The organism is Robbsia andropogonis, assembly GCF_034047095.1.
In the GTDB taxonomy this organism is placed as follows: Bacteria; Pseudomonadota; Gammaproteobacteria; order Burkholderiales; family Burkholderiaceae; genus Robbsia; species Robbsia andropogonis.
Window position 1 is genome coordinate 204,930 of record NZ_CP139166.1, and the last position, 13,412, is coordinate 218,341.

The 13,412-nt window shown below is 56.4% G+C and carries 11 protein-coding genes and 1 pseudogene; 9 read left to right on the top strand and 3 right to left on the bottom strand.

Going from position 1 to position 13,412, the window contains the following annotated elements; all coding sequences use genetic code 11:
- Window positions 1–145 precede the first annotated feature (145 nt).
- Window positions 146–784: a hypothetical protein gene (locus tag SJQ66_RS06100; RefSeq protein WP_046152085.1), complete on the bottom strand. Its 639-nt coding sequence runs from the start codon at window positions 782–784 to the stop codon at window positions 146–148.
- 408 nt (window positions 785–1,192) lie between these two features.
- On the opposite strand from SJQ66_RS06100, the pseudogene SJQ66_RS06105 reads away from it, so the two are divergent.
- Window positions 1,193–2,100: pseudogene (locus SJQ66_RS06105) on the top strand (NAD-dependent epimerase/dehydratase family protein).
- 78 nt (window positions 2,101–2,178) lie between these two features.
- Here SJQ66_RS06105 and SJQ66_RS06110 read toward each other — a convergent pair.
- Window positions 2,179–2,985, bottom strand: a complete 807-nt coding sequence (locus SJQ66_RS06110; RefSeq protein WP_046152084.1) for an alpha/beta hydrolase — start codon at window positions 2,983–2,985, stop codon at window positions 2,179–2,181.
- Window positions 2,986–3,139: 154 nt separating this feature from the next.
- Between SJQ66_RS06110 and SJQ66_RS06115 the strand changes: the two genes are divergently transcribed.
- On the top strand, window positions 3,140–3,778 hold the full coding sequence (locus SJQ66_RS06115; protein WP_052738138.1) for a hypothetical protein: 639 nt from the start codon (window positions 3,140–3,142) through the stop codon (window positions 3,776–3,778).
- Between the two features lie 17 nt (window positions 3,779–3,795).
- Here the strand turns inward: SJQ66_RS06115 and SJQ66_RS06120 are convergent, their stop codons facing one another.
- The gene (locus tag SJQ66_RS06120; protein ID WP_046152168.1) at window positions 3,796–4,707 is read right to left on the bottom strand and encodes an AraC family transcriptional regulator; all 912 of its coding nucleotides are present in this window, start codon (window positions 4,705–4,707) and stop codon (window positions 3,796–3,798) included.
- 165 nt (window positions 4,708–4,872) lie between these two features.
- Here SJQ66_RS06120 and SJQ66_RS06125 point away from each other — a divergent pair, with 165 nt between their 5' ends.
- From SJQ66_RS06125 to urtD, 7 genes are all read left to right on the top strand, one after another.
- The gene (locus tag SJQ66_RS06125; protein ID WP_253464347.1) at window positions 4,873–5,703 is read left to right on the top strand and encodes an oxidoreductase; all 831 of its coding nucleotides are present in this window, start codon (window positions 4,873–4,875) and stop codon (window positions 5,701–5,703) included.
- Window positions 5,704–5,868: 165 nt separating this feature from the next.
- A complete protein-coding gene (pptA, locus tag SJQ66_RS06130) occupies window positions 5,869–6,099 on the top strand; it encodes a tautomerase PptA (RefSeq protein ID WP_046152082.1) in 231 nt (76 codons plus the stop codon).
- Between the two features lie 500 nt (window positions 6,100–6,599).
- Complete coding sequence (locus SJQ66_RS06140; RefSeq protein ID WP_320534089.1) at window positions 6,600–7,451, top strand: hypothetical protein; 852 nt, start codon at window positions 6,600–6,602, stop codon at window positions 7,449–7,451.
- A 626-nt stretch (window positions 7,452–8,077) separates the two neighbouring features.
- Window positions 8,078–9,379 carry an urea ABC transporter substrate-binding protein gene (urtA, locus tag SJQ66_RS06145; RefSeq protein WP_024904903.1) on the top strand — a complete coding sequence of 434 codons (1,302 nt, stop codon included), beginning with the start codon at window positions 8,078–8,080 and terminating at the stop codon, window positions 9,377–9,379.
- A gap of 234 nt (window positions 9,380–9,613) precedes the next feature.
- A complete protein-coding gene (gene urtB / locus SJQ66_RS06150) occupies window positions 9,614–11,296 on the top strand; it encodes an urea ABC transporter permease subunit UrtB (RefSeq protein ID WP_407691481.1) in 1,683 nt (560 codons plus the stop codon).
- A 3-nt stretch (window positions 11,297–11,299) separates the two neighbouring features.
- The gene (gene urtC / locus SJQ66_RS06155) at window positions 11,300–12,553 is read left to right on the top strand and encodes an urea ABC transporter permease subunit UrtC (RefSeq protein WP_082102394.1); all 1,254 of its coding nucleotides are present in this window, start codon (window positions 11,300–11,302) and stop codon (window positions 12,551–12,553) included.
- The gene (urtD, locus tag SJQ66_RS06160; RefSeq protein WP_320534090.1) at window positions 12,553–13,395 is read left to right on the top strand and encodes an urea ABC transporter ATP-binding protein UrtD; all 843 of its coding nucleotides are present in this window, start codon (window positions 12,553–12,555) and stop codon (window positions 13,393–13,395) included. The genes urtC and urtD overlap by 1 nt, the downstream gene beginning before the upstream one ends.
- The last annotated feature ends 17 nt before the right edge of the window (window positions 13,396–13,412 follow it).

Consider the following 13,412-nt stretch of genomic DNA (forward strand, 5'->3'; position numbering starts at 1 on the left):
GCTTTTTTAAATCGAATGAAAAGAGATGGACAAGCGCCGCGCCGCGGATAACGTCGGATTAACCAACGTGGTCACCGCGCCATGGTGCTATTAAGTTTATTTAAACGCGTGCCTTTAGCCACTTCGCTTTTTGGTGACATCGCGTTTAAATGTAATGTCGTCTATTGTCCGACTTCACATCAAACAGATTCAGGGCCGGGTTGGCGGAAATGTCCGTACGTGCGGCGAGGATGGCATCAACGTCCACTTTCCCTCGGGGCTGCGCCTTGAAGACCGCAATCATGGCAGGGGTAACGTCTTCGGGATACAGCGTGGTTACGTCCCTGATTGCTTTCCAGACTTCCAGCTTCTCGCCGAAGCCGTTGCCTTTCAAACCCAGGTCGCTGCCGTCGGTCTTGAAAGCCGAATACGCAATCTCCTCCGGGTTCTTGCTTTTGCTCAAACCGCTGTAGCTTGCGTTGGCGCCGCCATACGTAAATAGATTTCGTACCCAAATCGCAAAGCGCCCCAAAGTGGATGTTTGCGCCTGGTGATCTGCTTTGATCTTCGAGCGTGCGTCAAACGCCTCACGTGCCAGGTTATCGCCAAAGCACTGTTCCTTGTCGTGAAATTCCTTGAACTTTGTCTTGAAACTGTCTTCGTAAGCCGAAGTGACGCCATCGTTGTAGCTGTTCCGGACATCGGCATTGCTCAAAGGCGCCGCTTTGGTGGAGGCAGGAGGCGCATTTTCTGTTGTACTCGGGGCCCAGACAACTTCGGGGCCTTTGCTATCAATCATGCTCATTGGGTAACCTCATATAGACTAGTTTTGAGCCGATTAAGTGGCCAAAGCATTGCGATAGTTCCAACTGTCGGGCAACCGTTTCACCGTTACTCACGTGACCTCTGTTCGCCGCAGCTACGTGACCGGCATGATCTTCCGAGCACGTGGCTGCTCAGCGCAATGGTGTTACGTATGAATGTAAAAATGAGGGTCGTTGAATATGCTGTTTCGCAAAACGGTAAATATGCCTCACCGCCTACAACTGATGCGTGCTGTCACATCAGACTAATCGAGCAGTCTATATTATCGACTACGAATCAAATATGATTTGAAAATATCCGCGTATATGCGAAAGTGCCCCGCTTGATGGGATATCGATGCCAGGTTCGGTCTCATCGGACACGTCGTACTATCTTGAAGGAGTTGATCATGCGGGTTTTCGTAACAGGCGCTGGAGGATTCATCGGCGGCGGTATCGCTGCGCATTTGGCTATGCGGGGCAATCAGGTCAGTGGACTGATTCGTCGTGCGGAGCAAAAGCGGCTTTGGAAGCACTTGGCATCACGCCGATCCTAGGTAGCTTGGAGGATACCGGTTTGCTGACCATGCAGGCTGCGGCTGCGGATGCCGTAATCAATGCTGCGGACAGTGACCATCAAGGTGCCATTGATGCGGTACTCGCGGCTTTGGCTGGCAGCGGAAAGGCCTTCCTGCACACGAGTGGTTCAAGCATTGTGGGTGACGCGTCCGGTGGCTTGCCGTCGGATGCGATCTACGATGAGGACACGTTGCCGATGCCCACGCCGGACAAGGTTGCGCGCGTTGCCATCGATACGAAGGTGCGCGACGCCGTGCATCGAGGTGTCCGTTCCGTGGTGTTGTGCAATACGCTGATCTACGGCCATGGCGTGGTGCCAGGCACACGTAGTGTGCAGTTGCCGCGCCTCGTCGGACAAGCGAAGAAGAGCGGAGTCGTTCGACATGTGGGTCCTGGTGTGAATCGGTGGTCCAATGTACACATCGATGATGTTGCCGAACTGTATGCATTGGCGCTGGAGAAGGCAGACCGCGCGCCCGGCGCGAGTTTTTTCTTCGTGGAAAGCGGTGAAGCCTCGTTCCGGGACATGACGGCAGCAATTGCCACCGCGTTGCACCTCGGCGTTGCGCAGGATTGGCCGCTCGATGCTGCAAAGGAGGAGTGGGGGTACGAGATGGCGTCCTATGCACTGGGCTCCAACAGCCGCGTGCGAAGTAAGTACACTCGGTCGCAGTTGGGCTGGCAGCCACGCAGGACGTCGGTGATCGATTGGATCATCGGCGAGATGGTCGCGACTTGACGGGGCTGCGTTTGATGCGGATCGAACGTTCAGGAGCGGGGGGCAAACTTGCTGAACCCGCCATTCTTTGAACACTTGTCAAACGGCCCGCAACGTTCGCAGTAAATCCTGCCAGTTATTCCGCGTCATTGCATCGAACCAATTATCGTGATTCGCCGACGGCAACAGCAGCAACTTGCTGGCTGTATGCGCGTTGGCAAAATGGCGAGCGTGATCCACGGGAATGAGCGTGTCTTCCTGCGCGCCCACGATTACCAGCGGTCCGCGGTAATGCGATACCGCGGCGATCGAATCGAAGTCATTGTGCAACAACCAGCGTACCGGAAAGATGGGATATTTTTCAGCGGCGACATTAGCGAGCGAATCCCACGGTGTGAAGAGTACGACCCCCGCAATAGCAGCTTCATTGCCTTGCACCACCTGCGACGCCATGCCGGCGCCGAGGGACTCCCCGACCAGATAGACCGGACCGCCCCATTTCGCAAGCGCAGTGGCCAGCGTTTCGCGCGATGCGGTCAATGCCGCGCTCATCAGGCGCGGCCCTTGTCGGCGGCCGTGTCCAGGATATTCGGCAATGATGACGCGATAACCAATATGAGAAAATACATCGGCGAGCGGCAACTTGTTTTCCGCCGATTCCTCATTGCCGTGATAGACAATGACGGTGCCGCGAAGCGAGCGTCCGATTGGCGTTACGATGTAGCCGGCGTATTGATCATGCGCACGCCACACATCGATGCTTTCAGCGGGATGTGGCACCGATCGCAAATCCGGTGCATAAGGCGTCGAGGGCAACAGCATGCGGTCCTGCATCAGGAACAGGCCGAGCCCCGAGGCTAGATAGATGGCAATCGCCAATCCTACGACGTAAGATATTAAACGCATGCCGCCACTCACTTGTTCTGGGTTTCAGATCTCTCTCCGAGTATAAAGTCAACAGGATGGATATGCTTTGATGCACGATTCGGCCTGGCGTTCTGGTACTTCGCCGCCAAGGTGCACAGATACGAGTCGGTGGACGCTTTCTATTGAAAGTGCGATGATTGTCGACGCCGTTGCCGCCCCACCCGCTGCCTTGATATCCATGTCGATCCGGACCGTGTTGACTCGTTGCCTTTTGCCGATTTGTCTCGGATTGCATGGCATTTTCTGCATTGCAATCGAGCCTGCTTCAACAGTGTCCGCATCCGGTGCAACGACATTGCCTTTGGCTGCAGCGGGAGACGTAGAGGAAGTGCCCGGCGCATCGAGCGCGTCTGAGCAAAGGGGCTTTGCCACGTACGCAAACGCTCGATACGGATATTCAATTGCGTATCCTGACGATTTACTTACGCCCGGAAAGGAAGCGGACGACGGCGACGGTCTCGCATTTTCGGCCAAGACAGGCGGTGCACGCGTCGCGGTGTGGGGCCGATACAATGCGACCGATGACACGCCTGTTGCATTGCTCCAAGGAGAGGAAGAGGGGGCTTGCAATGGTCAACCTGCCAGCTACGAAGTCAGCAAGCGCGATCTTGTCGCGTTTTCGTGCAAGACGGAAGACAACGAAATTGTCTACGAGAAGATGATTATCCGCGACGAGACGCTGGCTGTCGTATCATTCACGTACCCTGTAGCGGAACAGGCGCTCTGGGGGCCCATCATCACGAAAATGGCAGGTTCCCTGCATCTCGATTAGCGTGACGCGAGCACCTATCAGTGTGACGAGACGAACTTGGCGTCGGCAAACGCCGGCGGCAGCGCGAAGGTCGTGCGCATGCGCCTGGTTTCGGATGCCGGCGTCGACCCGAAAAGGCGCTTGAACTCGCGGTTGAATTGCGATGGGCTGGCATAGCCTACCGCGTGACTCGCTGCTTCGGCCGTCATGTCCTGGCGCACCATCAGTAACCTCGCCTGATGGAGTCGAATCGATTTCACGTACTGCATTGGCGAGGTATGGGTAATCGCCTTGAAATGGCTATGGAACGTGGGCATGCTCATGCCTGCTTCATCGCACAGCATCGTCAGATTGAGCGGCTCGGCGTAGCCCGCGTGAATGCGCTCCAGCGCGCGCCCTATTTTCCCGAATTGGCCTCGCATTGCCAATGCGCCTCGCATGGCATTGCCCTGGCTGCCGGTAAAGACGCGATAGTAGATTTCCCGGACCAGCATCGGGCCGAGTATTGCCGCGTCTCTGGGGTGCGCCATTGCTTCCAGAAATCGTAGCACTGATGCACGCAGCGATGCGTCCATCGGACTGGACATCATCGGTTGCGGCGAATCCTGACCTGACGGCATGTTGTGTGCATCGATTTGCAAAATCAACTCGGCGGCGAGTTGGAAATTCAGATGCATATAGATTGCCAGTAGCGGATGCGCCTGTGTGGCGTCCGTTTCCATCGAGAACGGCACGGGTACGGCCACGGACAAGTAGTGCTGTGCGTCGTATTGATAGATTCGATCACCAAAAAATCCACGCTTCGTGCCCTGGCAAACAATCACGATCCCAGGATCGTAAAGGACCGGTGTGCGGGTCAATGGACGGTCGGATCGTAGAAGACGCACATCTGGTAGTGCGGTCAGGTTGTACCCTTCCGTGGGTGCTAGCGCCTTGAGTAGATGGACCATCCGGCATTGTTCATCGATGGCGGTGCCTGACGCGACGGGATCTGTCGAGGAAGATGCGAGGTGCGATATCATAGGAATAGGCAATAATTCTGTAGAATCTGGTCTGAATGCGCGCCTATGATGAGAATACCATGCAATTTATTTCATCAACGCGAGAGGCAATGCATGGGATCGGGTAAAACGATTTTGATCACGGGCGTCAGCAGCGGGTTCGGCCGCGCGTTGGCCGAAGAGGCGCTGGCCGCAGGCTACCGGGTCGTGGGCACCGTGCGGACTGAGGCGGCAAGAACCGACTTCCAAGCACGCGATCACAAAGCCATCGCTATCACGCTGGACGTCACAGAATTTGCATCGATCGATGCCGCGGTGTCGGGCATCGAAACGTCGGTGGGCGCGGTGGACGTCCTTGTCAACAACGCAGGCTATGGTCATGAAGGGGTGATGGAGGAATCATCGTTGGAAGACATGCGCCGGCAATTCGACGTGAATGTGTTCGGCGCGGTCGCAATGATGAAAGCGGTGATTCCTTATATGCGACAACGACGCCGTGGTCACATCCTGAATATTACGTCGATGGGTGGGTTCATCACGATGCCGGGTATTGCTTATTACTGTGGCAGCAAATTCGCATTGGAGGGCATATCCGAAGTAGTTGCGAAGGAAGTGCTGCCGTTCGGCATCCACGTGACGGCGGTGGCGCCGGGATCGTTTCGTACCGATTGGGCGGGGCGCTCGATGCAACGAACCGCGCGCACCATCCCGGACTACGACGCGCTGTTTGATCCGATCCGCAAAGCGCGCGAGGAGAAAAATGGGAAGCAGCAAGGAGACCCCGTAAAAGCGGCACATGCCATGCTGGCGGCGATTGAAAGTGAAAAGCCGCCGGCGCATCTGTTGCTCGGAAGCGATGCGCTGGCGCTTGTCAGGGGCAAGCTTTCGACGCTTGCCGCGGAAATCGATGCATGGGAGGCCGTCTCGCGATCGACGGATGGTTGAGCATGTGCCGAAAAAGCGTAACCTCGGCAAGGGCGCAATAGGGTGAACGCGAGCGCAGTGACACCAGTCATGCCAGAATGTCGGCGCGGGGGATCCCGCGACAAAGGGGAAGGCACCCGTTCCTGCCCTTCCCAGCCCTTTCCTTGACGTCGTCTGTAGAGAACAATGCCGCACATCACACTTGAACTTTATCCTCGCGAATTGAGCGCGAAAGAGAAGCACGACATTGGCGAAGCGCTTGCTGATGTATTGAAAAAGCATCTGGGGTCTTCCGACAGCGCGATTTCGGTGGCCATTGAGATGATTCCGCGCGAAGAGTGGAAGGAGAAAGTCTATGATCCGCGTATCAAGGCGGTGATGGACACGCTGGTTCGCAAGCCAGGCTACGAGCTATAACGGCTAACGTTCCAGAAAACAATCGCCGCCCGTGCACGCTGCGATTCCCATTCGCGGTCGTGCCACGTAACGCGTTGAACCATGTCACGGCGTCCTCGTCGGTCGGAATCCGCATGGGTGGGGACGGATCGGTCACGGCTCGCCAGACCGCTTCCGCGACGTTCGTCGATAGCGTGGGTGACTTGGGTCGCTTGCGCCCAATCGGCAAAGACTGCTTGCGCTAATGAGGCGTACGCTTCCGCGAGTACTTTCAATGTTGCGTTCGCTCGCTTCGTGGGCTTGCCACCGATGCGTTATGCGAAGCAGCAGATGGTGCGGGCGCAGGTGCTCTCTATATAGACTTGCATGTCAAGCCGCCGAACGGTTAGCACGTCGGCTGCTTTCAATCACTGAACAGCGTTGCATTTCAGCATTATATCGATTGGCCTCATCAACGCTTTAACAACGGTTGCGTTGCTACGCTTTGTTTTCCAATCAACGAAAGGAAAACGGAGCGAGATATGGCCTTTTACTATTACACGCCGTATAGCTGGAGTACCCGGTGGAATGCCGGGGGCGATAAGCCTGGCGATCCGTCGGCATTCGTGAACAAGCCGTTGTCGGGCGGTGAGTTCGACGGCTACGACGCGAGCCGGCTTGTTACCAATCAGGACGCTTCCGGTCGACGTTTTAAGTTTTTTATTTTTCAAACGAATACCACCGGCTATAAGAGCTTGGTTATCCTTAATGCAGACGGTATTCACTGCTATAACGTGATGATGCCACACCAGCAGACCGGCACGTATCTGACTGATAAAGCGCTATGGGGCGCGCCACCCGATTCGCCTTCATCTTTTTATAACGGTAAGACACTGAACGAGCTGACGGCGTTGGCCTGGCGTGGGAACGGGGCCAATCCCGTGATCGAGATCAATGTCCGGCAATGGAATGCGACCGGCGGACAGCTGGTTATCCAGGACGCGTGGGGTTTTCACCTCTTTAATCTTGATTCCGGGGGGTTTTTCGAGTATCGGAATGTCAGGTTGAATCGCGGCCCCTTTGACGGTGCCTACCAATCGGAACTCTGGTTGTATCGTTCCACCAAACTGGATACCCCAACGTTTATCCGCGCGTCCATCAGTTCGTCGACCTACCGTGATTTGCAGTTCATGACAAAAGATGGCATCACCGCTTACGACTTCGAAAGCGGCAATTATCACAGCACTGTGAATCCAACGCTGGTGGGCGGCGCGCTGGACAATCAGAAAGTAGGAGATCTCATCGCCAAAGGTCAACTGGTCAACCAGACATGGCAAGACTACGTCGTGTTTAGTGACGAGCCCTTATATGATCCGGCGCGAATTGATTTCTGAGAGAGAATGTCGTTGCTGACGTAACGGCGTGACGGACTCCTGCGCCCTGGCCGGGGCCAAGTATGTGCGCCAGGGGTTTCGTCGTGGACGATTGCGCATGTTGCGCTTGCGAGACCACGGCACGGGTTCGCCCATGTCGCCCTGCTTTGGTGCATTTTTGTGCAAATAAATAGTGTCTCGAAGAGAAAATGCCAAATCCGTGATTTTCGGGGTGTCCGGATCTGCCTCAATGCGCCAATCTGGTGCGAATTTGCTGGCACATATCTTGTATTCGTAGGTGCGATAACGCGGCGATGCTATGCCGGACATGCACAATATGGAGACAGGCATTGGTTCTCTTGGCGCCCACACCGGTCAATAACGTGCTTTCGTGCTCGCTGTCATGGCGTGTTGCACGTGGCAATAAAAAAAACAGAAAAGATCAAACGTAAGATTTCACAATAAATTAGTATTGCTACGTAAAATATGAAAATGCAATTGTGGTAAATGCTGATTAACGGTTATGCTCTGCTGTCACGGGAACAGGCAAGCGAATCAATCCGCGCGGGGCGGATCTTCTGAAACTTTCTCCCATTTTAGTTACCTCACGACGGTCGTCGTGCACTCATCTGACCGAAAGGAAAGCAATGGACAAACGTGCGTTTTTAAAGATGGCTTCCGCAGCAGGCATGACAGGCGTTGCCGCACAGATTCCGGGCGCGTTCGCGCAAAGTGGCAGTGGCCCGATCAAGGTCGGCATTCTGCATTCGCTGTCGGGTACGATGGCGATTTCCGAAACATCGCTGAAAGACGTGGCATTGATGACCATTGCCGAAATCAATGCCAGTGGTGGGGTGATGGGACGCAAGATCGAACCCGTTGTCGTAGACCCGGCATCGAACTGGCCGTTGTTTGCCGAAAAAGCGCGTCAACTGATCACGCAGGATAAGTGTGCGGTCGTGTTTGGTTGCTGGACCTCGGTGTCGCGAAAGTCCGTATTGCCGGTGTTCGAAGAGCTGAACGGCCTGTTGTTCTATCCCGTGCAGTATGAAGGCGAAGAGATGTCGCGTAACGTCTTCTACACGGGTGCGGCGCCGAACCAGCAGGCAATCCCTGCGACGGAATATTTGATGAGTGCGGAAGGTGGGGCGGCAAAGCGCTTCTTTCTCTTGGGCACGGACTACGTCTATCCACGCACGACAAACAAGATTCTGCGTGCTTTCCTGCATTCGAAGGGTGTGCAAGATACGGATATCCAGGAAGTTTATACCCCGTTTGGCCATAGCGATTATCAGACCATCGTCGCGAATATCAAGACGTTTGCCCAAGGCGGCAAAACCTGCGTGATCTCCACGATCAACGGCGATTCGAACGTGCCGTTCTACAAGGAACTCGGCAATCAGGGCCTCAAGGCGACAGATGTGCCGGTGGTGGCATTCTCGGTGGGTGAAGAGGAGTTGCGCGGTATCGACACCAAGCCGTTGGTGGGAAATCTAGCCGCATGGAACTATTTCATGTCACTACGTAATCCGGTCAATACGAAATTCAAGAAACAGTTCGCGGACTGGGTGGCAAAGAACAACCTGCCTGGCGGAAGCAAGCGGGTCACGAACGATCCGATGGAAGCCACCTATGTCGGCATGCACATGTGGCGCCAGGCGGTGGAGAAGGCCAAGAGCACCGATGTGGACAAGGTTCGTACGGCAATGATCGGGCAGAAGTTTGCCGCGCCATCGGGTTACACGCTGGAAATGGATGGTAATCACCATCTGCACAAGCCGGTAATGATCGGTGAAGTTCGCGCCGACGGCCAATTCAACGTGGTGTGGCATACGAAGGGCACGATCCGGGCGCAGCCGTGGAGTCCATTCATTCCAGGTAACGACAAGAAGCCGGACGTCGTTGCACAAGCCACGCCAATTGCCGATTTGATGCGTCGGTTGGGCTGATTTGCGACCTAAAGCAACAAAGGCATTTTGATGGCACGAGGCAGGCGTGAACCTATGCACGCCTGCCGGTTATCTCAGCAGTGGACGTTGGCCTGACTCATGCTCGAATCCCACATTTCGTCACGGTGCGTTGTAGCATCAAACGCGACCGTGATATTGCCGTTTACTGCGGCACCTTCTTTTCTTTCCCGTTCTGTTTTGCGTGTAGCACGCGACGTTATTCTATTGCTCGCCGTGGCGACGGGAAGCGGAACCGCTTTTGCCACCGACGCCTTGCCCGCCGCTTCGACGGCATCCACGGGCCTTGCCGCTTCCGTGGTGGCGGTGCGGGGTGCGTCTGCAGCAACCGGCACGACCACGCATGCGCTCATGGAGAGTGATCTCGCACCATTGGCTGGCGATGACTTCGACGCCAAGGCTGCGGCGCTCGCACAATTGGCATCACGTGCCAGCCACGATCCAACGGCGAGTCGCTTGTTGCAGGCGCTTGCGAAGGATAATGTCTTTGTAAATGACAGCAATCGCATCTTGTTAGGCGATGGCGATAATTTCCGTGATGCGTTGACCGATAAGGCAGTCAGCGCTGATGAGGCGGGGAATGCGCAGCAGATCACGTTGCCCAATGTGCTGCGGGCGCGCGTCGATGGCTTCGCGTCCGCAAGCCGTCTGACGTCGAGTGATCCGGCGGTGCGCGGCGCGGCGATCGATGCGATGTTGCGCAATCCCGACCCGGGTGCCGCGGCGCAAGTTGATGCAGCGCTGGCATCGGAGCACGATCCCGTATTGCATGCCAAATTGGAAACATTGTGGGCCATGACGGCGCTGCACGATCCAAGCGCCGATAAACGTTTGAAGGCGGTACAACTGATCGCGGAGAACGGGCGTATTGGCGGTCTGGAGATGTTGCGTCCGCTGACGCGGAAGACGGCTGGAGGCGCCTATACCGAAAGCGATGCCCGTGTCCGCGCGGCCGCGCAGGACGGTATCGACCGACTGGCGTCGATGCAAAAACGCGCTGAAATTGCAGGTGTCGTCTTCGCTGGCCTGAGTTTGGGTAGTGTCTTACTATTGGCGGCGCTGGGCTTGGCCATCACTTATGGCTTGATTGGCGTTATCAATATGGCGCACGGCGAGTTCCTGATGATCGGGGCTTATGCAACGTATGTCGTGCAAAACGTGTTTGTCAAATACCTGCCCAATGCGATTGAATGGTATCCGATACTCGCGGTGCCGGCGTCGTTCCTGGCGGCCGCGGTGGCCGGTGTTGTCATCGAGCGACTGATCATCCGCCACTTGTACGGTAGACCACTGGAAACGTTGCTGACCACATTTGGCATCAGCCTCTTGCTGATGCAGGCAACCCGGATGGTGTTCGGCGCGCAGAATGTACAAGTGGCCAACCCGAGCTGGATGAGTGGTGGTATCGCGATAATGCCGGGACTGATCTTGCCCTATAACCGGCTTGTTATACTGGCTTTCTCCGTGGCGGTGATCGTGCTGGCATGGGCGGTGTTGAACCGGACGAGACTCGGTCTGTATATCCGCGCGGTGACGCAAAATCGCCGCATGGCCGCTTGCGTCGGGGTACGCACCGCGCGCGTCGACTGCTACGCATTCGCTTTTGGCGCAGGCATTGCCGGACTCGGTGGTTGTGCACTATCTCAAATTGGCAACGTCGGTCCGGATCTTGGCCAGACTTACATCATCGATTCATTCATGTCCGTGGTCCTCGGCGGCGTAGGGCAATTGGCGGGCACGGTGATTGGTGCATTCGGATTGGGCGTTGTCAGCAAGGCCATCGAGCCGTTCTGGGGAGCGGTGCTTGCAAAGATCTGTGTGCTGATGCTGGTTGTGCTATTCATTCAAAAACGGCCCCAGGGCCTGTTCGCCCTGAAAGGGCGCAGCGCGGAGGTGTGATCGATGGTGCCCATTTCCGCTGCATCATCCTCGGTATCGGCCGGGGAAGGGTTTGCACTGGGTCTGCCCGAGCGTGCACGTTTGCTGTCACGTGCCGGTTGGGTTGGCTTGCTCATCGCCGTCTTGCTCGTGGGGGTTGCCGCGCCATTTGCGGCATTATCGGCACCTGAAGGCAGTGTCTGGCATTTGTCGATGTATGCGATCACGCTTGGCGGCAAGCTGATGTGCTATGCGATTGCGGCGATGGCCTTGGACCTGGTGTGGGGCTATTGCGGTATCCTCAGTCTCGGCCATGGTCTGTTCTTCGCCTTGGGCGGTTATGCGATCGGCATGTACCTGATGCGTGCGATCGGCCACGAGGGCAAGTACGGCAGCGACCTTCCGGATTTCATGGTGTTTCTGGATTGGCACGCTTTGCCCTGGTACTGGCAAGGCACGCAGCACTTGCTCTATGCCATGCTGCTCGTCATGTTGGCGCCGGCGTTGATTGCCTGGATCTTCGGTTTCTTTGCGTTCCGCTCACGGGTCAAGGGCGTCTATCTGTCCATCATCACGCAGGCGCTGACATATGCGGCCATGCTGCTCTTTTTTCGCAATGAAACCGGTTTTGGCGGGAACAACGGTTTCACCGATTTCAAGCGCATAGCGGGTTTTCCAATCACTGATGACCATACGCGCGTAGCGTTGTTCGTGCTGACGTTCGCGGTGTTGATCATCGCTTTCCTCGCGTTGCGCTGGATCGTTAATTCGCGGCTGGGACGCGTTGTGACGGCTATTCGCGACGGTGAATCGCGACTGATGTTCCTGGGCTACAGTCCGCTTGCCTACAAGCTGTTCATCTGGACACTGTCCGCGATCTTGTGCGGTATCGCTGGCGCTTTGTACGTGCCACAGGTTGGCATCATCAATCCCAGCGAAATGTCGCCGGGCAATTCGATCGAGATGGCGATCTGGGTTGCGGTGGGTGGCCGCGGTACCTTGATCGGGCCGATTATCGGTGCAATCGCGGTGAATCTCGCCAAAACGTTTTTCACCAACGCGTATCCGGAATATTGGCTGTTCTTCCTTGGCGCAATCTTCGTGCTCGTACCGCTTCTGTTGCCCAAAGGCATCGTCGGCTTGGCCGGTGTATTCCGTAAGCCTGCCCGCTACGGCGGTGAAGGCACATCGCCTGGTGACGAGCGCATTCAGGGTGGTGGCGACACCGTGACGCGAGCGGGCCACGGCACTTCGGCAACGCAGAGGAGCAAGGTGTGATGACGGATATCACAAAGGAGCCGGTGTCCGGCGCGGCCGCCAATATGACCTCTGGTCTGGGGCATATCGTAAAACCTGGCACGGTCGATGTGTCGCATGGCCCCATCCTTTACCTTGAGGATGTCAGTGTCAGCTTTGATGGCTTCAAAGCACTGAAGCAATTGACGTTGTCGATCGATGCCGGGGAACTGCGTTGCGTGATCGGCCCCAATGGCGCGGGCAAGACGACAATGATGGATGTGATCACGGGCAAGACGCGTCCGCAGAGCGGGAAGGTGTTCCTCGGGCAGACGCTGGATTTGCGGCGCATGGACGAACCGACAATCGCGCGTGCCGGAATCGGTCGCAAATTCCAGAAGCCAACGGTATTCGAACAGCATCCGGTTTGGGAAAACCTGGAGCTGGCGATGAAATCCGATAAACGCTGGCTGGCGGCGTTGCGCTCGAAACTCGATCAGACCGCGCAGGCACGCATCGAACGCGTGTTGTCGACCATTCAATTGGAAGCGCAGGCATACACGCTGGCCGGCTTGTTGTCGCATGGCCAGAAACAGCGATTGGAGATCGGCATGTTATTGATGCAGGAGCCGCAATTGCTGCTCCTCGATGAACCCGCGGCCGGCATCACCGACGACGAAACGATGGTGCTGGCCGCGTTGCTGGAAACGCTGCGGGGGCAGTGCTCGATGATGGTTGTGGAGCACGACATGGATTTTGTCGCCGCACTGGCGGGAACGCACGGCAAGGTCACAGTGATGGCGGAAGGCTCGGTGCTTGCGGAAGGCACGCTGGACCAGGTGAAGCGTGACGAGCGCGTCATTGAATCCTATCTGGGCCGATAGCGACAATCGAGGAGCGG

Bases quoted from the DNA above. Each gene is read 5' to 3' on its own strand.
- SJQ66_RS06100 (WP_046152085.1), bottom strand. From the start codon at position 784: ATGAGCATGATTGATAGCAAAGGCCCCGAAGTTGTCTGGGCCCCGAGT.
- SJQ66_RS06110 (WP_046152084.1), bottom strand. From the start codon at position 2,985: ATGCGTTTAATATCTTACGTCGTAGGATTGGCGATTGCCATCTATCTA.
- SJQ66_RS06115 (WP_052738138.1), top strand. From the start codon at position 3,140: ATGATTGTCGACGCCGTTGCCGCCCCACCCGCTGCCTTGATATCCATG.
- SJQ66_RS06120 (WP_046152168.1), bottom strand. From the start codon at position 4,707: ATGGTCCATCTACTCAAGGCGCTAGCACCCACGGAAGGGTACAACCTG.
- SJQ66_RS06125 (WP_253464347.1), top strand. From the start codon at position 4,873: ATGGGATCGGGTAAAACGATTTTGATCACGGGCGTCAGCAGCGGGTTC.
- pptA (WP_046152082.1), top strand. From the start codon at position 5,869: ATGCCGCACATCACACTTGAACTTTATCCTCGCGAATTGAGCGCGAAA.
- SJQ66_RS06140 (WP_320534089.1), top strand. From the start codon at position 6,600: ATGGCCTTTTACTATTACACGCCGTATAGCTGGAGTACCCGGTGGAAT.
- urtA (WP_024904903.1), top strand. From the start codon at position 8,078: ATGGACAAACGTGCGTTTTTAAAGATGGCTTCCGCAGCAGGCATGACA.
- urtC (WP_082102394.1), top strand. From the start codon at position 11,300: ATGGTGCCCATTTCCGCTGCATCATCCTCGGTATCGGCCGGGGAAGGG.
- urtD (WP_320534090.1), top strand. From the start codon at position 12,553: ATGACGGATATCACAAAGGAGCCGGTGTCCGGCGCGGCCGCCAATATG.